The organism is Burkholderia sp. CpTa8-5, assembly GCF_017815045.1.
Classification (GTDB): Bacteria; Pseudomonadota; Gammaproteobacteria; order Burkholderiales; family Burkholderiaceae; genus Burkholderia; species Burkholderia sola.
In genome coordinates, this window is the sequence record NZ_JAGIQD010000021.1 from 95,182 (window position 1) to 118,683 (window position 23,502).

At 61.5% G+C, this 23,502-nt stretch carries 18 protein-coding genes, 2 tRNA genes, 2 pseudogenes and 1 other annotated feature; of the genes and pseudogenes, 10 read left to right on the forward strand and 12 right to left on the reverse strand.

Translation table 11 applies throughout. From position 1 onward, the window contains the following. Nucleotides 1-423 precede the first annotated feature (423 nt). Complete coding sequence (locus J8I35_RS26180; RefSeq protein ID WP_209927710.1) at nucleotides 424-1,710, forward strand: PD-(D/E)XK nuclease family protein; 1,287 nt, start codon at nucleotides 424-426, stop codon at nucleotides 1,708-1,710. Nucleotides 1,711-1,818: 108 nt separating this feature from the next. Here J8I35_RS26180 and J8I35_RS26185 read toward each other — a convergent pair whose 3' ends face one another. The 8 genes and pseudogenes from J8I35_RS26185 to J8I35_RS26220 form a co-directional block, all read right to left on the reverse strand. Next, the gene (locus J8I35_RS26185; RefSeq protein ID WP_209927712.1) at nucleotides 1,819-2,295 is read right to left on the reverse strand and encodes a conjugal transfer protein; all 477 of its coding nucleotides are present in this window, start codon (nucleotides 2,293-2,295) and stop codon (nucleotides 1,819-1,821) included. Nucleotides 2,296-2,363: 68 nt separating this feature from the next. Then, nucleotides 2,364-2,615 carry a PAAR domain-containing protein gene (locus J8I35_RS26190; RefSeq protein WP_209927714.1) on the reverse strand — a complete coding sequence of 84 codons (252 nt, stop codon included), beginning with the start codon at nucleotides 2,613-2,615 and terminating at the stop codon, nucleotides 2,364-2,366. Nucleotides 2,616-2,643: 28 nt separating this feature from the next. Next, nucleotides 2,644-3,171, reverse strand: a complete 528-nt coding sequence (locus J8I35_RS26195) for a hypothetical protein (protein WP_245170428.1) — start codon at nucleotides 3,169-3,171, stop codon at nucleotides 2,644-2,646. A 10-nt stretch (nucleotides 3,172-3,181) separates the two neighbouring features. Next, nucleotides 3,182-6,064, reverse strand: coding sequence for a glycoside hydrolase family 104 protein (locus J8I35_RS26200; protein WP_209927716.1), 2,883 nt, complete (start codon nucleotides 6,062-6,064; stop codon nucleotides 3,182-3,184). 58 nt (nucleotides 6,065-6,122) lie between these two features. Next, entirely contained in the window at nucleotides 6,123-8,630 is a 2,508-nt protein-coding gene (locus J8I35_RS26205; RefSeq protein WP_209927718.1) for a type VI secretion system Vgr family protein, read from the reverse strand. A 534-nt stretch (nucleotides 8,631-9,164) separates the two neighbouring features. Further along, a pseudogene (locus tag J8I35_RS26210) lies at nucleotides 9,165-10,399 on the reverse strand (IS3 family transposase). Then, nucleotides 10,002-10,118, reverse strand: a sequence feature (AL1L pseudoknot). (Overlaps the previous pseudogene by 117 nt.) A 178-nt stretch (nucleotides 10,400-10,577) precedes the next feature. Next, nucleotides 10,578-10,654, reverse strand: a tRNA-Arg gene (locus J8I35_RS26215). Nucleotides 10,655-10,839: 185 nt separating this feature from the next. Continuing rightward, on the reverse strand, nucleotides 10,840-11,670 hold the full coding sequence (locus tag J8I35_RS26220; RefSeq protein ID WP_050013665.1) for an undecaprenyl-diphosphate phosphatase: 831 nt from the start codon (nucleotides 11,668-11,670) through the stop codon (nucleotides 10,840-10,842). Between the two features lie 480 nt (nucleotides 11,671-12,150). Between J8I35_RS26220 and J8I35_RS26225 the strand changes: the two genes are divergently transcribed. From J8I35_RS26225 to J8I35_RS26245, 5 genes and pseudogenes are all read left to right on the forward strand, one after another. Beyond that, nucleotides 12,151-13,062 carry an aldose epimerase gene (locus J8I35_RS26225; protein WP_124594933.1) on the forward strand — a complete coding sequence of 304 codons (912 nt, stop codon included), beginning with the start codon at nucleotides 12,151-12,153 and terminating at the stop codon, nucleotides 13,060-13,062. Nucleotides 13,063-13,194: 132 nt separating this feature from the next. Then, nucleotides 13,195-13,896, forward strand: coding sequence for a peptidoglycan DD-metalloendopeptidase family protein (locus J8I35_RS26230; protein WP_006476318.1), 702 nt, complete (start codon nucleotides 13,195-13,197; stop codon nucleotides 13,894-13,896). 367 nt (nucleotides 13,897-14,263) lie between these two features. Then, nucleotides 14,264-14,506: pseudogene (locus tag J8I35_RS26235) on the forward strand (AMP-dependent synthetase); the annotation flags it as partial. Between the two features lie 116 nt (nucleotides 14,507-14,622). Further along, complete coding sequence (locus J8I35_RS26240; protein WP_050013661.1) at nucleotides 14,623-14,946, forward strand: DUF2288 domain-containing protein; 324 nt, start codon at nucleotides 14,623-14,625, stop codon at nucleotides 14,944-14,946. A 10-nt stretch (nucleotides 14,947-14,956) separates the two neighbouring features. Continuing rightward, complete coding sequence (locus J8I35_RS26245) at nucleotides 14,957-16,336, forward strand: MATE family efflux transporter (RefSeq protein WP_209927720.1); 1,380 nt, start codon at nucleotides 14,957-14,959, stop codon at nucleotides 16,334-16,336. A gap of 19 nt (nucleotides 16,337-16,355) precedes the next feature. On the opposite strand, the gene J8I35_RS26250 is transcribed toward J8I35_RS26245, so the two are convergent. After that, nucleotides 16,356-16,532 (reverse strand): hypothetical protein, encoded by a 177-nt coding sequence (locus tag J8I35_RS26250; protein WP_089467143.1) that lies wholly within the window; start codon nucleotides 16,530-16,532, stop codon nucleotides 16,356-16,358. A 136-nt stretch (nucleotides 16,533-16,668) separates the two neighbouring features. On the opposite strand from J8I35_RS26250, the gene J8I35_RS26255 reads away from it, so the two are divergent. After that, entirely contained in the window at nucleotides 16,669-16,839 is a 171-nt protein-coding gene (locus J8I35_RS26255) for a hypothetical protein (RefSeq protein WP_006476323.1), read from the forward strand. A gap of 202 nt (nucleotides 16,840-17,041) precedes the next feature. On the opposite strand, the gene J8I35_RS26260 is transcribed toward J8I35_RS26255, so the two are convergent. Then, on the reverse strand, nucleotides 17,042-17,848 hold the full coding sequence (locus tag J8I35_RS26260; RefSeq protein WP_124594931.1) for a GNAT family N-acyltransferase: 807 nt from the start codon (nucleotides 17,846-17,848) through the stop codon (nucleotides 17,042-17,044). Between the two features lie 170 nt (nucleotides 17,849-18,018). After that, nucleotides 18,019-18,480, reverse strand: a complete 462-nt coding sequence (gene sixA, locus J8I35_RS26270) for a phosphohistidine phosphatase SixA (RefSeq protein WP_050013658.1) — start codon at nucleotides 18,478-18,480, stop codon at nucleotides 18,019-18,021. 187 nt (nucleotides 18,481-18,667) lie between these two features. On the opposite strand from sixA, the gene J8I35_RS26275 reads away from it, so the two are divergent. Both J8I35_RS26275 and J8I35_RS26280 read left to right on the forward strand, forming a co-directional pair. After that, nucleotides 18,668-18,744: transfer RNA gene (locus J8I35_RS26275), tRNA-Pro, on the forward strand. A 209-nt stretch (nucleotides 18,745-18,953) separates the two neighbouring features. After that, nucleotides 18,954-19,388 carry a hypothetical protein gene (locus tag J8I35_RS26280; protein ID WP_209927722.1) on the forward strand — a complete coding sequence of 145 codons (435 nt, stop codon included), beginning with the start codon at nucleotides 18,954-18,956 and terminating at the stop codon, nucleotides 19,386-19,388. Nucleotides 19,389-19,511: 123 nt separating this feature from the next. Here the strand turns inward: J8I35_RS26280 and ppx are convergent, their stop codons facing one another. Continuing rightward, nucleotides 19,512-21,026 carry an exopolyphosphatase gene (ppx, locus tag J8I35_RS26285; protein WP_050015227.1) on the reverse strand — a complete coding sequence of 505 codons (1,515 nt, stop codon included), beginning with the start codon at nucleotides 21,024-21,026 and terminating at the stop codon, nucleotides 19,512-19,514. A 279-nt stretch (nucleotides 21,027-21,305) separates the two neighbouring features. On the opposite strand from ppx, the gene ppk1 reads away from it, so the two are divergent. Further along, nucleotides 21,306-23,369: a polyphosphate kinase 1 gene (gene ppk1 / locus J8I35_RS26290; protein ID WP_209927724.1), complete on the forward strand. Its 2,064-nt coding sequence runs from the start codon at nucleotides 21,306-21,308 to the stop codon at nucleotides 23,367-23,369. The last annotated feature ends 133 nt before the right edge of the window (nucleotides 23,370-23,502 follow it).

The following is a 23,502-nucleotide window of genomic DNA, read 5'->3' on the forward strand; positions in this document are numbered from 1 at the left end:
GCCAAAACCTACGGCTAAGGTCTTTCGGGGGGATTACCGGTCGTTCCCGACATCAGCCGTCCGGGCTCGCGCACAAGGAGGGACCGCTTCCGAGGTACAACGGCTGTTATCTTCAAAATGACCCGCGCGTCATCGGCCATTGCGAACATTCACAATGCATCCCGACAAGTGCCCCGCTTGCGCTAAATGTTGGTGCCCTTACAGGTGGGCATTTAGCTTTCCGGCTCAAGCTTTCAGATAGGAGGCCGATAATTCTGTCGAAACCCCGGTCAAGCAGTCAACGAGGGGCCGGGTTTTCGGGCCTCTAGCATATTGCGGATCTCTGCGCAAGGCAATCGCTCACGCAGGTTCCCAAGCCCAATTTTGCTCCGCATGCGCGGGTTACCGGACAAGAACACTTCGATTGATCACACAGGCAATTTGATGGCCGACTACTCACCTGAAACCCTAATCGACTACTTCTTTGCCGATGCGAACGTTCAGCGACTCGTTACGTCGACGGCCTCCTGGCAACCTCTGCGCATCTGCTACCCTAAGGAAGTAAACGTATCGCGGTTCTTAGCATGGTTGCTCGATCCATCCGAGGGTCACGGATTGGGGGACTTGGCAATTCAGTCACTTCTCACACGCGCCTGGTGGAATTCAGACGATGCGGAGGTACCGCTAACGACTCGACGGTTCCTGTCACCCTCCAATGTGCAAACGGAAGGCTTCTCCTCGGCGGTGGTTACCACTGAGGTGGATCTCAATGGCCGCTCCCTGGACGTGCTGGTCGTTGACGCGAGCCGTCGACGGTATATCGCAATTGAAAATAAATTCGGCGCACAACAATCACGCGCACAACTCAAGGACTACCGCGAACAGCTGGAAAAACTTCTACCGGACTTCCTTGGCGTGCACATTTTCCTCGATTCTCGCGAGGCGGTGCCCGAAGATGCCGCGTGGATACCGGTAGGCTACGACTGGCTCGCTGAGTTTCTTCGTGAGGCAGAGAAACGCGAAGCCACCGCGCAGCATGTACAACAGGCGCTTGCACAGTTTCGTAATGTTATCGAAGATGAAACGGAAGATTCGATGGGAAAGAGTTCCTTCGGTCATCTCGTGACGGAGGTTGCTGGCGGTCACCCCGAAGTTCTCGAACTTATGACCCCTTGGGCACGGCATGGCTCCAAGGGAGCGCGTGCACATATGCTCACAGAACTAATGTCCGAAGCAAATACGCTTGACGGGAAGTCAATGCTGCGCCTGTTTCAGCTTTACTGGCGCCGCGCTTCGGTCTGGGACCATTGCATTCGCCAGGCACAATTTGCGCCATTCGTTTCCGCTTTGCGGCAACGGTTCGACGATGTTCTCGTCGATCCCAAACGTGTACGTACCGGATTTTCACTTCTGCGATGGGACTCGCTCATTGATCTGGACCAGTTTCCCGATTGGAATTATTATCCAGCTGGGGTTAACGTCCGCCAGACTGGTGAGACGTTTCAGGTGACAACTTTTATACAACTCAATCACGTCCGCGCTGAGAAGCGTGATGTGCTAATCGAGGCGGCGGAGGCGTTCCGCAAAACCAATGGCGTGCGGCGTAAAATGAGCGACGAGCAATCGTTTGTGGTCTTGCGTCGACTCCGTGACCTCAATAAGACCCGAGCCATCAACGAGACCGTATCGCAGTTCGTTGAACTGCAAGCCAGGCTCGAATCGATTCGCTAGTGGCCGGCAGCCGCCGGTCGTGATCTCCGGGAACTGGCCAAACCGTGAAGTTGAGCGGTCCCGTTCGCTCCGCTGGGAAATCCGACGAAAGGGACACAGCGTATCCGTTCAGTGCGGAACGATGAAAGCCTTCGTTACGAGGGCTGCAACGCTCGAGCCTGGTCGTCCAAGAGCGGAAACAGTGATGCCGGCCGAACCATCCGGCATACAACCCTCAAGCGGTGGATCAAATTGTAAAGTAGCTGTACCTGGCAGTTGCAAGCCGCTCCACTGAACCTCGCGGCGGTCGTTCACCTGCCTGATCGTTTGTCCGATCAGCTTGCTACCCTTGGGAATGGCAACGTTTCCGAAGCGGTCATAGACGTTGAGCGACACGATGCCGATCATCATGCCGCCAATTCCGGGATCGCCCGTTTCCAAGCCAACAGCGATGGGAGTGCCCTCCGTGATTTCATACGGCCGGATGTGATGGAATTTCGCCACGATGGGTGCATCCTGATCCGTGCCATCGTTGGCTTGGGCCCGCGCTTCATCCGAGAGCATCAACATCACCACGCACGACAGGATGATCAGGGGCAACTTCACGGCGAACTTTTCCGTTGCTGAGGGGTGGGTGCCAGCCACATGCGAGTAAATACAGTGTCTTGATCCGATCATACGAGACTCGATATCAGGTGACAGCCACATGTGGCGCGATGGCCGTGACGCGCGATTGGAAGGCCGTCATCCATCATCGATGCGTCGCCCTCTTCGATGACGTTGGGTGATACTTCAGGATGCTGAGGGCACGACACATAGTCGCCTTTTCGTGCGACGTAGCGGCCGTCAAAAGACATTCTCGAAGAGGCCGTAATCACCTTGCCTTCGTGGTCAGTGCCATCGTGAAGGCGGATTAAATTTATCATGATATTTCGTCTTGACAAAAAAATGATCCTAATTTTCTGTTTTGCAAGAGGAGAATGAATTTGGGATGGCGACTATCTTAATATTGTCGTCGAGAATGAATTTCCGCTCCCGGCACTCGGCAGGTTTTCCGTTTGATGCATCGATATAGTATTTTGCGACAAGCATCTTGCTGTCTGCCTTACTTAGCAATTCGGTGATATATGATCTGCCATCCTGGGTTTTGTTAGGCGTCTTGCCGTTTGACGAAAACATATCCAGGGAGTTTAAATCCTTTCCCGTTGAAAGGTCTGAGAAAGTGTAGTAACGACACTCCATGCCGCAACTATGGACCCCGATGTGATATTTTCCCGCGAAATTTATTACAGGAGGCGCCACTAGCTTGCCATCATCATCTCGCCAGCCGGAATCGGTTTTTTTGTAATACTTTGGTATATGCAGGGAACCTCGATAAAGAGCGGAAGGATGATTTGCGAAATCGATATCCTGCCCCCAGCACAGAGCATGGCTCATTGCTGCAACCACAATGGCAAATTTCAGTAAAATATCGCTCTTCATTGTTCGTTTTTTATTTAATCAAATCATCAAGACCGCCAACAGGAACTGCAAGATCACTATTTCCCGCCAGCTCGTCCGCCACATATTTTTCAAAATGCTCCTTCACTGATCTCATGTTGACGCCACCTTGACCATACTGATCGCCTGGCAGACTAGCCCACTCATTATTGGCGTGATGCGTGAAAATTGCTCGTTCCAAGTCAGCATTTTTCACATCGTCGAGACAATTTCGTTTGTATTTCATGATCGCAACAATATACCTATCTTGAGAAATTGGCGAGAAATCTTTGACCTTTGCCAATCTTCTGTAGGTTTGCCCCTCTTCCGGGAACCAGTTATACCCCATGATCTGATAGGCGCCGGCAGCCGACGACGTTATGCTCTTTCCGTTATGTTCTCGGGTGATATATATCTTCGGATGGTCGCTAAAATCTCGATGATAATCTTTGATGAAAGATTGGCCACCATATAGTCTCTCATATCCTTCCGGCCCCTCGGTGCCTTCCCCGACTCGAAGCATTCGCAAAAATGCGCGCACTCTAGCTTCTTCTAGAGTAATGCCAATCCCGCTAAGGCCGCAGAAATTACCTATAATCCCAATCGGATGGAAATGCCACGGATTTGGATCACCAGGAAACCCGTCCACTTTTTTCGCAGCGACCTCCTCCCACCATTGGAGCTTCCCGATGCGTTCGATTTCGGCCTTCCACAACCACAGTAGCTTCTTCATTAATGGCGATAACTCCTCCCATTTTCCCAAGCCACCGCCCCATTCACTTTCGCAACGCACGATGAGGTGGGAAAGCGCTTCCGCCGACCAATCTACTTCTTGCGCATGTTTCAATTCTTGTGCAGTCACCTTGCCATCATGGTTTGCATCGAGGGCCTTTTCAAGCTTTGCGATAAGTGGGCTAGCATTGACCGTTGCCGCGCTTGTTTCGAATTCCGTCTTACTCTCATCGGCAAGAAATTGCTCTCCGACGTGGATGTAACGTTTGAACATGTCCACGGGCTTGATAGTGCTGTTGTCAATACGTTCGAAGCCGGGCCAGTCCCACGGCCCGCACATTTGCACGAGCGGGTGGTCCTGTTCACATACCCATCCTTCGCGAGTGCTGCCGTCCTTCGTCCCTATCTTCACGTAGTACCAACGGCGATCCTTGTCGTCTTTCGCGAAGTTGGTTGCACCGCTCTTGTCCAACTCACTTACGCGGAACACATCGCGAAAGTCCGCACCAGGCCCTTTGGCATTTGAGAAGCTCAGCGGGAAATCCTTCCAACCAGGCACGATTGTCGTGGTCGTCGTGTTGGCAAAATTACTTTCGACCCAAACGGGGGCGCCGGCATCGTTGTAAACGGGTTTCGTATGGCGTCCGCCATGAACGGGGGCGGCTGTTTTAGGCTGCACCTTGATCCACTTGCCCTTCGCATCGCGGGAGAGAGGGACAAGCTTTACGCCGGGCTGCAGTTTCTGGTCCGCATCGCGTAGGTCTGCGATAAGTCGAGCGCCTGGTGATATCTCCAGAAACGCTTTGGACTTGGGCAACTGCTTGGCGCGTTCGCGGCTTTTGTCGATGAATGCCTCAAGTTCAGGACCCGCGAATACCTCCACATGCAGCAGCGGCCGCGTTGGCTTCGCCGGCAACAGCTTCGCGTCTGGGTAACGCAGATAGTGACCGAGCTGGCCGATCACATCGCCGGCGTTCACCCACTTGGGTTCTTTGAGCACGACGATCGTATCCAGCGGCTTCGGATCGACGATCAGGTCAAGCTCCTTCTCAAATACGTATCCGAAGGGTGCATGCGGGGATACGGAATCACCGACGACGGCTGCCACCGGCTTCCCCGACTTGATTGCGCTGATTTTGACCCAGCCAGGACTTGATTTTGCCTTCTCATCCGTAGCTGAGACGGTTAATTCTGTTCCCCTCGGCAAGATGCCGATGATCTTGCCGTTGGGTAGATCTCGGATGCGCAGGCCAACAATCGGGGCAGGCTGAGGCGTCGGGGTGGGAGTATCCTTGGGATCTGGTTTGAGTTGTGGTGGCGTTTTGAAATTGCTCTTGATGAAATCACCCAACACATCCTCACTGATCGTGTCTTTCAGCGAAGGCATCGGGATTTTCGGAAGTGGAACGCCTTGCGGATCCTTGGCTTTGTCACCGACACGATAGTACCGATCGCCTTCCCAATACGGCATCGCGTCCATGTTCAGCTTCGACGGATCGACTTGGGCGACCTTCGCTTGTTCTTTAGCCGATAGATAGCTGTCGTGATCCATCGTGTGCATGTACAGGCTGAAGAAGGTCAATACTTCGCCTGGTGCCGGTTTATTTGTGGTCGTTGGAGCAGTCGCTACTGGCGATGGCGTCGGCGGCGGAGCAGAATTTGATGAGGATGCTGGTTGGGCAGCCGAATTCTTGCTCGTGGCCGCATCCGTCTTCGACGGTTGCGACGGAGATGGCGGCGGCGGTAGTTGCAGGCGGTGGCGAACCAGCACGAAACCGGTCGAATACAGCGCGTGACGGCCGTCCTGATAATCTTGTTCGGGATACTTGCTGTCGAGCCGGTATGCGACGACTTCGCCATCGGCGATCGCGCGGAAGCCTTCATCTTGCTTCAGTTGGACGGCTGTGTTCTGGTCAAAGTGCACGCCTCCGTGCCACATACCGTTTGCGCCGAGCGGATAGAACCCGTCCTCCGCCGTCGCTAGCGCCTTCATGTACGTCATTGGTTTGTCCGCCCCGTCGGCATCGACCGGGGTAAACGGATAGGCCCACTTCAGGGGCTTGTAACTCGGTGCAGCGGTAGTCTGCGTTGCCCCCGGTGCGTTTGGCGCAGCTTTCGGTTTTGCGGGCGCGGGACCTTTCGCGGAATGATGGTTCGTGCTCATGTTTCTCGGAATCTCTCGTTTTTGCTTTCGTGTTGCGACGGAGTGTTGCGTTTCCGTGTCAGCCGGAGAAGAGTGATCCGCGTCCACCGTCAGTCGATACCGGCGTCGCCTTCAGCGGATCAAGCTTCATTCCGCTGCCACCACTCGGTTTGTCCCAACTGCCGCATTTTTCCAGAATCTGTCCGGTCGTCACGTTCTCGATCAAACCGCCCTTGATGCTGATGTATGAGCCGCCCGCCCCGATCCACACTTCCTTCGCGGCCGTCAGAATCAGCCGTCCGTCCGCGCTTTCGATCTTCACGTCTTGCAGCCCCACCAGCGAGGCCGAGCCGCTTTGCGCCTGAATGTCTACCGGTCCCTTTGCCGCGAAAATCTTGATGCCGAGGTTTTGCGCGAACAGGCTGATCTTGTCGAGCACACTGACCAGCAACGCTTTACCGGCGGCCAAGTTGACGTTCTTGCCTGCAACGACGTTCGCGTGCTGGTTCGCCGTGACATGCATCGACTGCTGCGTCGACGCGGCGATGCCTTCAGGGCTCGACAGCAGCATCACCGGCTTCGCAAAACCGTTCGCATTGCCCGTGCCGCCGCCCGCTGTACGGCCGCCGCTGGCAGAACCGGCGACCGTGCGCTGCGTTGCGTCGGTGAACGACTTCAGCGCGGCCTGACCGTCCTGGAGGCTTTCGGCGCGGTTCGTTTCACTGGCCTTCGACACGGTCTCGAGCACGGCTTCCGCGCCAGCAAGCGGATCGGTGGCGGCCGTTACGTTCAGCGGCTGGGCGGTGGCTGGCTGCGTCGATACATAGAGCCCCTGCTCGGCGCGTACCGCGCCGTACGCGCCGGACTTCAGGTCGAATCCGTTGCCGAGGAACGAGCCGCGCGTGTTATCGGATTGTTCGATCAGGTAGCCCAAATGCAGGTGAGAACTGTAGCTCGACGAGTAAAGGTGGACTCGGTTCTGACCGGTAGCGTCGTCCATGACGAGCTGGTTGAAGCCTTCACCGCCGTATTCGCGAGAACGGAAGCCGGACAGCAGGCCGTGCGTGTGCCACACCGGCATCGTTGCGCCACCGTGCAGTCGCGAGATGATTACCGGCCGGTCACAGTCGCCATTCACGAATCCGAGGAGCACCTGATCGTCTTTGCGCAACGGAAAGTAACCGCCGCGCTTTGAACCTGCGTCCGGCATCGCTGCGCGAATCCATGACGTCGACTTCGTATTGCGGTCTTTTCGGCTGTTCGATGTCCTGACCCGCACACGGTTGCCATCGTCCGTGACGATTTCTTCATCGCTGTCGGTTACGACAATCGCCGTCTGCAAGTGCATCTCGGGCTTCTCGTGCTCGAACGGACTACGAAACGGCGTCTTGCGGCGTTGTGCTTCGATCTCGACGTGAAAAAATCCGACACCGCCATCACGGTGGCTCACGGTCGTACCGGTCCCAGCCGCCTGGACCTGCTCGATCTCGCTGCGCAGGCTGCGCGGGAATCGCGTGAGCGCATCCATGCCGGGCAAGTTATTTTGGATCAGCCAGTCGCTCGCGATGATCGACAGTTCGCGTTCTTCTTCCGGCAATGCATCGAAGAGGGGATGTCCCGACACCTTGAACCAGTAGCCGGGCAATGCATAACGGGGACTGCCGATCGCGAAATAGCGTTTTGCTCGCGAAGCCCATTCCTCGGTGCGGATGCGGGCCTGTTGTTGTCCAGCATCAGATTCTGCCCACGTCTGTGAGCCGGTATAGAGATACTCTTCGCCCTGACCGGGTAACTCATCAAGATCAGCCGCTGGCGTGCTCGCCTGTTTATCGAGGTCAGGTCGCTTATAGTCGGCGGTGCCGAGCGTCAGCGTCGCACTTTGGGCGTCCTGCTGTTCGCTCAACTGGGTGAGTCCGTCGAAATCCTCATCGGTACCCGCGTGGCTGAACTTCATCTCCGAATTCGGTAGCGACGGCCCAAAATAGAGGTCGTCCATCATGACGACCTTGTGCGACTTGCCGTCCTTCGCGAAATCGAAGCGCGGGAACACGCCGATTTCCTCCAGACTCCGGTGGACAAAATTCCAGTCGGTTTCCCACTGCACGCGGTGCGAATATGAGCGTATCGCCGTGCGCAGTTCCTGACCGTAGTTGCCAGAGGCTTGCGGATGTTTGTCGAATACGTCGGTGAGGATCTGCCAGCCGCTGGCTTCCTGCCAATCGCGCCGATCGCTGCTGAGCTTGAGGAAGCTCAACCATGAAGCGAAATGGAGCTGAAAATATGACAAAGTGCCATCGTTCCCCAAGCGACGAGCCTGTTGCACGTAGCCGTGGATTGGCAGATAGCCACCGTCCGTCTGGCGAATCCAGAGTGTGACGGGCTGCAGCATCAGGGCACCGAGCTTGATCTTGTCGCCCATGACGGATGAGGCGTCGACGGTCACCTCGAAATTGCGCCCGAGCCGCGCGTTGATCTTAACGTACAGTGGTGTGAGCCAGTTGTCGCCGAGTGGAGTATCAAGTTTGACGATACGATCGAACTGCGCGTAACCGCCGCGCAGCACCTTATCCAGCATGTCCGATGCCATGCAACAACCCCGTTTAGGGAAACACGTCTATTGCTCTCAGACAATTCGACGATAATGTTAATGTAAAATTACAGAAAGAGACTTGAAACAAATATCGATTCGATTTCAATATTAGAGCATAGCAAACGTCAGTGAAAAAGCGTTCATTTCTTATAAAGACGCTGCTTTCAACAAACTGACTAAGATTAGCGTGGTGAGTTGGCACTCCCTTACAAAGTCAGACAGTCACACGCCAACGCGCTCGACGTATCTACCTGTCGCAATATAACGTCGAGGAGTCGCTGCGTCCGGCTTCGCCCCCACAAAGCTATCGGCCATTCCGTGACTTTGTGTGGCCACCCTGCAATGAATTCCCGATAGCATCTATCTACGCGAGCATCAGGTTCAAGAACGAACTCGTGCGGCCTAAGGTTCGACCACTGCGGTCGATTCTAAAAGGATTCACCTATATATCACCTCCACGAGCACGGCCAACTACAGCCGCTCCGCCGCCGCACTTCTGAACCGCACCGGGAATCGTGGAGGCTGGTTGGTTTAAGTTAATGCAGGCACGTCGGCGGCATTTCTGAGTTGCCTGTAGTAGTTTGCCTCAGCCTCAGCGGGCGGGATATAGCCGAGCGGCTCCATCAGCCGATGATGGTTGTACCAGGCCACCCATTCCAGCGTTGCCAATTCGACGGATTCCCTCGTTTTCCAAGGGGCGCGCCGATGAATCAGTTCCGTCTTGTAGAGGCCGTTGATCGTTTCAGCCAGCGCATTGTCGTAGCTGTCGCCCCGGCTGCCAACCGACGGCTCGATGCCAGCCTCAGCCAGCCGTTCGCTGTAGCGAATGCTGACGTATTGAGATCCTCTGTCGGAATGATGAATCAAAGTCCCGTCCTCGCCCGGTTGGCGGGCGTACAGCGCCTGTTCAAGTGCATCCAGAACGAAGTCCGTGGTCATCGACGAGCTGACGCACCAGCCAACAATACGGCGGGCAAAACACGTCGATCACAAATGCCACGTACAGCCAGCCTTGCCATGTCGAGACATACGTAAAATCCGACACCCAGAGCTGATTCGGTCGGCCTTGAACTGCCGGTTGACTCGGTCCAGCGGGCGCGGCGCGGTCACATCGGCAATCGTCGTGCGAACACGCTTACCGCAAACTGCGCCACGCAAGCCCTGCAGCTTCATCAACCGTCCGACCGTGCAGCGTGCCACCGCAATGCCTTCCCGGTTCATCTGCTTCCAGACCTTCGGCACGCCGTAGACCTGCATGTTTGCCTGCCAGACACGCTTGATCTCCGGTTGCAAAAGCTCATCGCGTTTCGCGCGGGCGCAGCGTTTCGACGGATCGCGAAGTTGTGCTGCATGGCGTCGGTAACCCGACGGGGCAATCCGCAAGACCTTGCAGATCGGCTCGACCCCGAAGGTGTCGCGATGCTGATCAATGAAGGCCTTCAGGACTTGAAACGGCGGTCGAGCTCCGCCTGGGCGAAAAACGCGCTTGCCAGCTTGAGAATCTCGTTGGTCCGGCGCAGTTCTTTGACCTCGCGCTCCAGGGCTTTGATGCGTTCACGCTCGACCGTGCTCGCGCCATCCCGTTCCCCACGGTCGACCTCGTCGCGCTTGACCCAATCCAGCAACGTCTGCGGCGTGCAGCCGATCATCGGTGCAATCGATTCGACTGCTGCCCACATCGACGGGTATTCGCTACGCTGCTCGCGTACCAGGCGCACTGCGCGCTCTCGCACTTCCGGGGAAAACTTGCTTGGCTTCTTGTTCATGGCTCCATTTTCTCAAGAGTTGGAGCCTCCACCAAACTCGGTGCGGTTCACCCCAACGCCCCTTCCGACATGGATTAATCTGGATTTGCATTGGCCGTGAACACCTACACGGTGCCTACATGGAATTTTTTGAGGATCGGGATAGAGTTCGAAATACGATCTAACCCATTGATTTCACTGGCCCGCCCTACACGATTCGAACGTGTGACCTACGGCTTAGAAGGCCGTTGCTCTATCCAACTGAGCTAAGGGCGGTCGGGGAGAAAAGACACGGCGTGACGTGGACCGCATTCGGCATCGGGCTTTTGAGTCACGAGCAGCAGCAACACCGCCCCCTCATAACGACTCAAACCCCGAAACAAAACGGGCCCGACACGAAGCCGAGCCCGAAATTATACCCGATCATCGCACCAGATCACGCGAGACCGGCCCCTGCGGCATCAAACCGGCTGCGGATGCAGCATGAACCAGCCGAGGCAGAACACGCCGGCGATCACGCAATACACGCCGAATGACGCGAGCCGGCCGCGCCCTTCGAAATAGCGCATCAGGAACCGCACGCTCAGGTACGCGGCGATCGCCGTCAGCACGCCGCCGAGCAGCGCATCGGCGAGCTGGTCGCGCGCATGGAACAGCTTCGGCAATTCGAGCACGCCCGCGGCAAAGATGATCGGCGTGCCGAGCAGGAACGAGAATTCCGCGGCCTTTTCCGCCGTCAGCCCGGCCACGTTGCCGGCGATCATCGTCAGCCCGCTGCGCGAGAAGCCCGGAATCAACGCGCCGATCTGCGCGAGGCCCACGAAGAACGCCTGCTTGAACGTCATCTTCTCGGGCGGCTGATGCGCGCGGCTGCGCTGGATGCGATCGCCGACCCACAGCAACACGCCGTTGACGATCAACGCGATCGCGACGATCCGCAGATCGTGAAACACGCGCTCGATTCGCTTCTCGAGCAGCAGCCCGACGATGCCGGTCGGGATCGTGCCGATGATCAGCGCCCACATCAGGTGCCCGTCGTCGTTCTTGCGGCCGCCGAGCTGCGCGAAGAAGCCGCCGATCAGCGCGATCCAGCGCGCGCGGAAGTACCACAGCAGCGCCAGCGCGGTGCCGAGATGGAGCGCGACGAGGAATGGCAGCAGTTGCGGCGCGTGCTTGTCGATGTGCATGCCGAACAGCGCCGGCACGAGCAGCGTATGGCCAAGGCTGCTGACGGGGAAGAGTTCGGTAACGCCCTGCAGGACGCTCAGGAATACCAGAAACCAGAGGCTCACGCGTCGGTCCTTTTAGTGAAGATTAAGCGGGAAGGAAGGCGGACGACGCGATGCGCGTCCTGAAAAACGCGCCCCGATTATGCCGAGCCAGGATTACTGCGCCAAGGCATTTGGCTGGATATTGCGGCGCTGCACACAAACACCTGCAATTTGTAAGCGCGCAGAAAGCAAAAAGCCCGCCATTTGCATGGCGGGCCTGTCGACTTCGGCAGGAATTGCCGTCAGCGGCCGAGCTGATAGAAAAATAATACCGTGCTGCCGGTAAACATGCCGAACAGTGCGATTCCCATTGCCATTGCCAGATCCATGGCCCCCTCCACGAAGTGTCATGACCCGGCAACATCACCGGTTTAGAGGCATTATCCCGACGGTCGACCGTGTTAAAAACTCGCAATTTCCCGAGAAGGGTTTTCCCCGACCGGCCGCGGCCCGATAATGGAACGCCCGTTGCTCCCGTCACCCCGCCCAACCCGATTCGCCATGCCGATCTTCCAGCAACACGACATTCACGAACTTCACGCCGGCCCGTCGCTCGTCCGGGTCGCCCCGCAATTCGGCGGCCGCCTGCTGTCCTGGCACGTCGATGGCGAACCGGTGATCTTCTGGCCGGAAACCGCCGACTGGAGCAACCTCGCACGCGTGCGCGGCGGCAATCCGCTGCTGTTCCCGTTCCTCGGCCGCCACCGCGTCGACGGCGAGATCGGCCGCTGGCGCGACGCAGCCGGCGTCGTCCGCGACCTGCCGATGCACGGTTTCGCGCGCGATCTGCCGTTCGACGCGCACCCGTCGGCCGACGGCGCCGCGCTGTCGATGACGCTCGACGCGAACGATACGCTACGCGCGAGCTACCCGTTCGATTTCCGCTTCGAAACGACCTACCGGCTGGCCGACGCGCATACGCTGGACGTCGCGCTGACGACGACCAATCGCGGCGACACGCCGCTGCCCTATTACGCCGGCCACCATTTCTATTTCGCGCTGCCGCACGGCGAGCGGGCCGACACCGTCCTCGAGCTGCCGCCGACGCACCGTTGCCAACAGCGCGCGGACGGCTCGATCAGCCAGCCCGAACCGGGCCAGGCCCGTTATCGCCTCGACGATCCGGATATCCTCGATCGGTTTCACTGCCTCGACGGCCAGCCGTTGGCGCCGGTGCGCATCGTGATGCCGGGCCGCCGCCGCACGATCGAGATCGCGCTGGACGTGCCGGGCTCGATCCCGTGGTACGCGGTCACGACGTGGACCGAAAAGCCGGATTCGGATTTCTATTGCGTCGAACCGTGGCTCGGCCTGCCCGATGCGATCCACAACGGGCGCGGGCTGCGCATGCTCGCGCCGGGCGCGACCGAGACGGCCACGCTGCGGATCCGCGTCGCGCCGCTCGCCGGCTGATTCGACACGCGCCGAACCGGGGCGCGGCAGCCGCACCCGCGACCGAAACTGCAGTGCGCGGGTCGAACCCGTTAAAATCTGACGTTTTGTGTTGCCTGCCGCGTCATGCGCGGCGGGGTTTTGCGAGGTTCAATGTTCGGAACAACAACGAAGCGACTCTTCGCAGCCGCCTGCGCCGCCCTGCTCGTCGCGTGCGGCTCCGCGCCCGTCGGCCCCGGGTTCTATCGCGTCGAGCGTGGCGACACGCTGTACAAGATCGCGCGCGACAACCGCACGTCGGTACAGAGCATCGTGCGCTGGAACCAGATGACGAACCCCGACGCGATCGAAGTCGGCCAGGTGCTGCGCGTCGCACCGCCGCCCGGCACGACCACCGCGTCGACGCCGTCGACCACCGGCACCGGCAGCGCGGGCCGCGCGCGCCCGGCCCCTTCCGCGCCGGTCGAATCGGCCGTGAAGCCGGCCACGAGCATCGCGCTGATCTGGCCGGCGGCCGGCAACGTGGTGCGCACGTTCGACGGCTCGAAATCGAAGGGCATCGACATCGCGAATTCGCCGGGCACGCCGGTGGTCGCGGCCGCGCCGGGCGTCGTGGTCTACGCCGGTAACGGGCTGCGCGGCTACGGCAACTTGATCATCTTGAAGCACAACGCCGATTACCTGACGGCCTATGCGCACAACCGCGCGCTGCTGGTGAAGGAAGGCCAGTCGGTCACGCAGGGGCAATCGATCGCGGAGATGGGCAACAGCGACAGCGATCGCGTCGCGCTGCATTTCGAGCTGCGCTATGGCGGCCGCTCGATCGATCCGTCACGCTACCTGCCGGCGCGCTGAGCGCACGACAGACGACACGCGACGCCGGCGCGCATCGCGTGCCGTCGCGTCGAAAACGGAAAAAATCGAGTCAGCGCTTGCGCAGACGTCCGGTGAAACGGCCGGACAACGGATCGACGTGACGAGCAAACACCACCAGCACCCCGATTCCAATCAGGCTGAACCCCGCAGCTATCAGAAGCAAATCCATGGTCACACCACTGTTTTGTCTTGATCTTATGCGTCATTGTGGAATCGTGCACTGAGCCTCGCCTATTGGACGAGTCCGAACATTCCCTATCAGGAAACACCATTGTGGATTCGTCTGCGTGAATTCCTGATGTAAGCCGTTCACCCGACGCCACGCTCGACACCAGGAGACCGCCCGATGCTGCCCGCCGCCGACTGCTACGACGCGCGCCTCTCCCGCTTCCAGTGGGGCATTCCGGCGCGCTACAACATCGGCGTGGACGTGTGCGACAAATGGGCAGACGGCAGCGGGCGCCTCGCGCTGATCCACGAAACGACGCAAGGCGGCGTTTTCCGCGTCACGCTCGACGACCTGAGGAATGCCTCTAACCGGCTCGCGAACAGCTTTGCGCGTGCCGGCCTGCGGCGCGGCGACCGGATCGGTACCTTTCGCGCGCGACGCCCGCCGACTGGGCAGGGAGCGCGCTGCGCGACGCGTGAGCGGCCCGCCCGGCCGGATGGTTTATAGTGGCGCCACGCAGTCTTTCCAAGAAACCGATGTCCTCTGATCAACACGCCGCCGCGGGCGCGTCGCACAGCCCGCTCTACGCCAAACTCCTCGGCGAGACCGCCAAGATCGACTGGTGCGATCTCGAGCGCTTCTTCGCGCAGGGCAAGCTGCTGTCGATCGCACGCGACCTCGATCTCGTCAGCGTCGCGGAAGCCGTCGCCAGCGACGACGCCGAACAGGTCACGCGCTGGCTGTCGTCCGGCCTCGTCGCGCGCATGCCGGCCGAGACCGCCGCCGACTACGCGGCGCGCAATCCGGAGCTGTGGGCGGTCGTCGTCTCGCCGTGGGTCTGCGTGCAGGAACGCGCCTGACGCGTCCGCCATGTCCGATTCCGCGTTACCGCACGGGGACGGCGGCGCCGCGGCCGCCGTCACGCATCGGCGCGTCCTCGCGCTCGCGTTTCCGATCGTCGTCGCGAACCTGACCCAACCGATCCTCGGCGCCGTCGACACGGCCGTCGCCGGCCACCTCGACGGCGCGCAATATCTCGGCGGCGTCGCGCTCGGCGGGCTGTTCTTCAATTTCGTGTTCTGGGGCTTCGGCTTCCTGCGGATGGGGACGACCGGGCTCGTCGCGCAGGCGCATGGCGCCGGCGACGCCGCCGGGATCCGCCTGAACCTGCTGCGCGCGCTGATCGTCGCGTTCGCGCTCGGCGCCGCGGTGCTGGCGCTGCAGGTGCCGCTGCTGTCGTTCGCGCTGTCCGCGCTCGGCGGCAGCGATGCGGTCCGCGCGACGGCGCTCGCATACAGCCACGCACGGATCTGGAGCGCACCGTTCGCGCTCGCGAACTACGTGGTGCTCGGCTACCTGCTCGGCAAGCAGCGCGTCCGGCTCGCGCTCGTCGCGCAGGTGTTCATCAACGCGGTGAACATCGCCGCCGTGCTGCTCTACGTGTACGGCTTCGGCTGGGGCATCGCGGGTATCGGCGCGGCGACCGCCACCGCGGACGCATGCGGCTTCGCGCTCGGCGCGTGGATGCTGTGGCGGCTGCGGCCGCGCGGCTTGGCCCCGCTCGCGGCACGTGCGCTTGCCGACCGCGTCGCGCTCAAGCGGCTGATCGCGCTCAATCGCGACATCTTCCTGCGCACGCTGTGCCTGCTCGGCGCGTTCGGCTGGTTCGCGCATCTCGGCGCGAAACAGGGCGACGCGACGCTCGCAGCGAATGCACTGCTGCTGAATTTCCAGACCTTCATGGCGTACGGCCTCGACGGCTTCGCGCATGCGGCCGAGGCGCTCGTCGGCGCGGCGGCCGGCGCGCGCGATCGCCGCGCATTCCGGCAAGCCGTGCGCGTCACGCTGTTCTGGTCGGCACTTGGCGCGCTGCTGTTCGCGCTCGTTTACTGGGCGGCGGGCGGCTGGATCGTCGCGCGCCTGACCGATCAGGTCGAGATCCGCGCCGTCGCGCTGCGCTACCTGCCGTGGGCCGCGATCTCGCCGATCGTGTCGGTCTGGGGTTTCCTGCTCGACGGCGTGTTCATCGGCGCGACGCAGACGCAATCGCTGATGCGCGCGATGGTCGTGTCGTTGTCGATCTTCATCGCGGCCACGCTCGCCGCCGTCGGCACATTCGGCAATCACGGCCTCTGGTTTGCGCTGCTCCTGTTCATGGCCGCGCGCGGCGCGACGCTCGCGCGCTACCTGCCGGCGCTGTTGCGGCGCATTGGTGCGGACCCGCAGGCCGCGTCCGCGACCCGCGCGTGACGGCGAGCGCGGCCGAGCGTTACTGCACCGGCTTCGGCGACGGCGCGTCGAGCATCGACGGCGGCGTCATGTCGGTCGGCACGCCGTGATAGTCGGCAGGATCTTCCGGTGGGTGGCCGCGGCGCGCCTGGCGAGGATCGCTGCTGCAGGCGGCAAGGAGGGATGCGGCCAGCACGGCCAGCATGAAACGGGTCATCAGGTAGAGCTCCGGAAAACGGCGCGCCCATCGCACGCCGGGACCGCGCCGAGTCTAGCGGAAATCCGGTTTCGGGGTTGCGCCGCACATGTCCTACTATGTACGCATGGCGCTGTGCCGTTGAAAGGAGGCTGCCATGTCGTCTGAAGAAATTGCGGGCCTGATCGGCCTGTTCATCGGTCTGATGGTGCTCGTCGCGCTGTCGTACTTCGAGTCGCGCGAATACAAGCGCAGCCACGAAGGCGAAGGGATGATCCACCACTGGATGGCGGAACACCATCTGCTCGACTGGCGGCGCAAGCACTGAGCGCGTCGCTGCTGCTCGGCCCTCCCCGGGCCGTCGCGAACGTGCCGCACCGCGGCACGATGAGCGTCGCGTGTCGCTGAAATTATCAGGGCCGATACATATACATGCGCCAGATACATGAACGCCGTCGCGCAGCACTTGCCACGCGACGGCGTTCGCTTGCGTGCGCCGCGCCTCAGGGGCGCGATACGGTTCAGACCGCTCAGCCCAGGAAGTGGCGTGCGTAGCGCGCGTTGATGTCCGACAGGCGGAACAGCGTCAGGAAATCCGCGCAGTTGAAGTCGGGATCCCAGGCCGGTGCGCCGCAAATCTTCGCACCGAGACGCAGGTAACCCTTGATCAGCGGCGGCGGCGCGACGACGGTGCCCGTCTGCAGTTCGTCGACCGGCAGGGCCGTGTGCGGGAACGCGCGATACTCGGGCGCCGTCAGCGAGCCGGCCGACAGCGACTGGTACAGGTTGGCCGCGTAGTGGCCGCCGTCGGCCATCGACACGCTCGCGCAGCCCAGCATCGTTTCGTAGCCGTTCTGCATCATGTACGCGCCCAGGCCGCCCCACAGCGCCATGATGACGGCGCCGCTGCGGTAGTCGCTGTGCACGCACGAGCGGCCGACCTCGACCATCTTGCCGCGCAGATGCGTGAGGCGCGACAGGTCGAATTCGCCTTCAGCGTAGAGGCGGCCGACACGTGCCGCCTGGTGCGGCGGCAGCACGCGGTACGTGCCGACGACTTTCAGCGTGTCGAGATCGCGGACCAGCAGGTGGTCGCAATACGCGTCGAACGGATCGACATCGAGACCGGACGGGCCGCTGACCTGCGCGCCCATCTCTTCGGCGAACACGCTGTAGCGCAGGCGCTGGGCTTCGCGCAATTCGTCTTCCGTACGCGCCCATGCGGCGCGCAGGCGATACTCCGATGTGACGGTTTCACTGGCGCGCGGCAGGTGGCGCCGCGACATGTCGAGGGGCAGCGAGGCAAAAGGGAGCGTAGGCGTCGGCAGTTCTCGCATTAGGCTTTCCTGATCGTAAGGAATAGGACGACATGCCCGCCAATGTAGTAACCGGCCGTGACCGTTATGTGGCACGACCGTGTCTTTTCAATGACGTGTCGCCGAATTGACTTTAGCAGAAAGCTTGCGAAACCGTACGATCAATCCCTTCAAACCCATTCAGGCGGGCTTCACACCAGTTCGGGCGTCAGCACCGCGCGCAGCACGGCCTGCCGGCTGCCGTCGCGCGTGCGGCTCGCGAGCCACACGATTCCGCCCTTCTTGACGCTCCAGCTGTCGTCGCCGCCGACGATCAATTGCGCGGCGACGCTGCCGAGCGTCGGCTGGTGGCCGACGATCACGACCGTCGGCGCGATGCCTTCCGGCCAGCCGGCCGCCGCGAGCACATCGTCGACGCTGCCGCCCGGCGCGAGTGCGTCGACGGTCCGGTACTGGTCGGTCAGCGCCTCGACGGTCTGCACGGTGCGCGCCGCCGGGCTCGCGAGGATCACGGTATTCGTCTCCAGCCGGCCGCGCAGCCATTTGGCCATTGCCTGCGCGTCCTTGCGGCCGCGCACGGTCAGCTGGCGCGCGAGATCGCTCGCCGCGTAGTCTTCGGCTTCGGCGTGGCGCCACAGGATCAGATTCATCATGATGTTCTCCTTGCTTCGGCGAGCGGCCGCGCGCGCATGCGCTCGGGCCGGCCGATCATCATGGGAATTGTCGCAAATCGCGGGCGGTTCGCGGTCGCGACAATCGCGAGCGGTTCGCGGTCGCGACATTTACCCGCATATCGTGATTGACCGGATCGGCCATTCGACGTTATTATCTTTGGCTCGTCGGAGCGTAGCGCAGCCTGGTAGCGCATCTGATTTGGGATCAGAGGGTCGTAGGTTCGAATCCTATCGCTCCGACCAAAGGAATCAAGGGGTTACATGCCAAAAGCGTGTAACCCCTTTTTCCGTTTACGGGTGATTTTTACGAGCCCTTGAATCGCCCACTCGTTTTCACGGCTAGCTGCAATGCAGCCAACCACGAACCACCCGCCACGCCTGCGCATCTCCCGCCTCGCGCACGGAACTTGCTGGAACACGCGATAATACGTGTGAACAACCTGCAACCGCGCATGAAAAACAACATTCTCAAGCCAGCCCTCTGCGCGTCGCTGCTCGTGCTCGCCACCGCCGGCCCTGCGTCGGCGAAAGCGCTCGACGACGCGCTCGATTGCCATTCGACCGGCCACAAGTTCGTCGCGCCGCTGCTCGCGGCCGGCGACATCCAGTCGGAGCCGATGCACGTCGAATCGAATTCGGTCAATGCGTTCCGCACGAACCGCGCGCTGACGGCGTACGGCTTCGGCGTCTACGTCGTGCTCGGCTACCAGGCGAGCGACCCGATCTTCCGTCCGGGCGACGGCAAGCCGATCGGCGACTGGGCGTACGGTGTCGTCGTGCGCGGCACGAAGAGCGCGGTCGAGGAAGCCGTGCACAAGGCCGGCAGCGACGCAACCGTCAAACAGGCGTTCCCGTTCCTGACCGCGATTGTCTGCTCGTCGGATTGAGCGGACCGTCAGCACCCGCGCTGCGCGGCCGCTGACGATCGTACGGGGGGCGACACCTAGCGAGTGCCACCATCGAAGTATCCGCCGGGCCCGAGTCACCCTCCCGGCCCCGCAATCGCCCTGTCACGCGCCGGTATAAACCACGCGATACGGGATACCGACCTTCTCCCACTCCGCCGCCTCCTGACTGAGGCTGTAGTCGGTCAGCGGGTTCTGCTCGACCCAGGCGCTCGGCAGACGCACCTCGTACCCGCCCTTCTTCATCTGCGAAACGGAAATATCGGGCAGCCCCGCATCGGTCCGGCGCCGGCACAGTAGCGCCGCGAGCCGCAGGCAGAACAGCAGCGGCCACTCGACCTCGCGCGCCTGCGACAGCTTGCCGAGCTTGCCCGCATGGCCGAGCACGAGCGCGGCGAGCCGCGCCTGGTCGGTGCGCGAGAAACCCGGCATGTCCGCGTTGCTCGCGATATAGGCCGAATGCTTGTGATACGCGCTGTGCGAGATCGACAGGCCGATTTCGTGCAACGCGGCCGCCCAGCCGAGAAACATCCGCCCTTCCTCGCGCGCTTCCTCGTCGTCTTCCTCGAGCTCGTCGTAGAAACGCACCGCGAGCGCGCCGATCCGCCCGGCCTGCGCACGATCGACGCCGTAGCGGCGCGTGAAACCCTCGACGGTCACCGCGCGCATGTCCTCGTGCTGCGTCCGGCCGAGCAAGTCGTACAGCACGCCGAGGCGCAGCGCGCCGTCGGTCGTATCGACGTAGTCGACGCCCAGCTCCTCGAACACCGCCAGCATGATCGCGAGGCCGCCCGCGAGCACCGGCACGCGGTCGGGCTTCAGCGCGATCAGCTTCAGCCGGTTGACGTTCTCCGACTTGATCAGCGCACGCTTCAACCGCTCGAGGCCGCCGCGCGAAATGCCGTGCGTGATGCCCGGATCGTTGAAGCCGTTCGCCTCGACGAGCTCCGCGAGCGCGCGCGCGGTGCCGGACGAACCGATCGCCTGGTCCCAGCCGGCCTTCTTGTATTCGCTCGAAATGATCTGGATCTCGCGCTTGGCCGCGAGCTCGGCCTGCCGCATCGTGTATTCGTCGACGTTGCCGGCCGGGAAGAAGGTGCGACTATGGCTCACGCAGCCGATATAGAGGCTCTCCATCACGATCGGCGTGTAGTGCGAGCCGATGATGAATTCGGTCGAGCCGCCGCCGATGTCGACGACGAGCCGCTTGCCGGCGCTCGCCGGCACCGAGTGCGCGGCGCCCGCATAGATGAGGCGCGCCTCTTCGCGGCCCGCGATTACTTCGATCGGGAACCCGAGCGCCGCCTCGGCCTCGCCGAGGAATTCGGGGGCGTTCTTCGCGACGCGCAGCGTGTTGGTCGCCACCGCGCGCACATGATCGGGATGGAAGTCGCGCAGGCGCTCGCCGAACCGCTTGAGCGCCTCCCAGCCACGCTCCTGCGACGCGCGATCGAGCATCTTGTCGCTCGACAGCCCCGCCGCCAGCCGAACCGGCTCGCGCAGCGCGTCGACGGGATAGATCTGGCTGCCCGCCGGCGTTTCCTCGACGCGCCCGACGATCAGCCGGAAGCTGTTCGAGCCGAGATCCACGGCAGCCAGCAAGTGGGGAGTTGTAACCATCAGAAGGGGGCTCCGTGCGCGTTCTTTCGCGGCAGCCGTGCCGGCAACCGCGGGCGATCAATCAAAGGCGACATTTTAAGCGTGGAACGCTTGCCGTTGCCACGCTTCACGGGCATGCACACTGCTTCATTCCATATAGCCGAAACATTTATGCGACGAAAGGGTTCGGGCGTAGAATTTCCCGATATAAAACCATGATTGTCATCAGCACGTCATCGTACCGTGAGAGTTTCCGAGCGTCCTTTCGAATCATCGCCTGAATCATCCCCTACTCTGCCGATGTCCGTCCGTTACCCGCTTCTCAATCGTGAACTCGGCATCCTCGGTTTCAACGAGCGCGTGCTGGCCCAGGCGGCCGACCCGCAAGTCCCGTTGCTCGAGCGCCTGCGCTTCATCTGCATCACCAGCAGCAACCTCGACGAATTCTTCGAAGTCCGGATGGCCGGCCTGCAGGAGCAGATCCGCGACAACCCCGGCGCGCTGACGCCCGACGGCATGTCGTTGCAGCACGCTTACGATCTCGTCGTCGAACGCGCGCAGCGGCTCGTGCATCGACAGTACACGATGCTGCACGAAACCGTGCTGCCGGCGCTCGAACAGGAAGGCATCTACTTCCATGCGAGCGACACGTGGAACGACGAGCAGCTCGAATGGGCGCGACGCTACTTCCTCGACGAACTGCTGCCCGTGCTGACGCCGATCGGCCTCGATCCGGCCCACCCATTCCCGCGCGTGCTGAACAAGAGCCTGAACTTCGTCGTCGAGCTCGAAGGCCGCGACGCGTTCGGCCGCCAGGCCGTGATGGGGATCGTGCAGGCGCCGCGTGCACTGCCGCGCGTGGTGCGCATGCCGCATGCGCTGTCGGGTTTCGAGCACGGCTTCGTGCTGTTGAGCTCGTTCATGCAGCGCTTCGTCGGCGAACTCTTCCCGCAACTCGTCGTGAAGAGCTGCAACCAGTTCCGCATCACGCGCAACAGCGAGCTGTTCGTCGACGAAGACGAAATCACCAACCTGCGTGTCGCGCTGCAGGGCGAGTTGCCCGCGCGCCACCTCGGCAACGCGGTACGCCTCGAAGTGTCGGCCGACACGCCGCTGCACATCGTGCGGCGCCTGCTCGAGGAAAGCGAACTCGGCGACAAGGACTGCTATCGCGTGGCCGGCTCCGTGAACCTCGTGCGGCTGATGCAGATTCCCGATCTCGTCGATCGCCCCGACCTGAAGTTCGCGCCGTTCACCGCGTCGACGCCGTCGGCAATCGCCAACGCGCCGACGATGTTCGACGCGATCGACGCCGGCGACCTCCTGCTGCACCACCCGTACGAGAGCTTCCAGCCCGTGCTCGAACTGCTGCAGCAGGCCGCGAAAGACCCCAGCGTCGTCGCGATCAAACAGACGATCTACCGCACCGGCACCGACTCGCCGCTGATGGACGCGCTGATGGAAGCCGCGCGCAACGGCAAGGAAGTGACCGTCGTCGTCGAGCTGCTCGCGCGCTTCGACGAGGAAACCAACATCAACTGGGCGTCGCAGCTCGAAGCCGTCGGCGCGCATGTCGTGTACGGCGTGGTCGGCCACAAGTGCCACGCGAAGATGATGCTGATCGTGCGGCGCGTCGTGCAGGCGGGCAAGGCTGCGCTGCGCCGCTACGTGCACCTCGGCACCGGCAACTACCATCCGCGCACGGCGCGCCTCTACACCGACTTCGGGCTGATGACGGCCGACCAGAAGATCTGCGAGGACGTGCATCACGTGTTCCAGCAACTGACCGGAATCGGCGGCGAACTGACGCTGCACGAGCTGTGGCAGTCGCCGTTCACGCTGCATCCGCGCATCATCGATTCGATCCGCGCGGAGATCGACAATGCGCAGGCCGGCAAGCGCGCGCGCATCGTCGCGAAAATGAACGCGCTGCTGGAGCCGTCGGTGATCGCCGCGCTGTACGAAGCGTCGCAGGCCGGCGTCAAGGTCGACCTGATCGTGCGCGGCGTCTGCGCGCTGAAGCCCGGCGTGCCGGGACTATCGGAAAACATCACGGTGCGCTCGATCGTCGGCCGCTTCCTCGAACACCACCGCATCTACTATTTCCATGCGGGCGGCGCCGAGGACGTCTATCTGTCGAGCGCCGACTGGATGGACCGCAACCTGTTCCGCCGGGTCGAAGTCGCGTTCCCGATCCGCGAGCGCAAGCTCAAGCGGCGCGTGATCGCCGAAGGGCTGTCGGTGTGCCTCGGCGACAACCAGTCGGCATGGCAGATGCACAGCGACGGTCACTATCGCCGGCGCCGCACCGGCAAGACGATCCGCAACGCACAGCTCGGGCTGCTCGCGAAGTTCTGCTCGTGAGCCGTCGGCGCGATACGAGTCGCGCCGCCGCTTCGCCATGAAAAAAGCAGCCCTCGGGCTAATGCCGTTCAGTTAAGGTTCTTTCTGAGGAACCGGACAGCATAACGAGCAGGACGGGACTTGACGGCCCGAT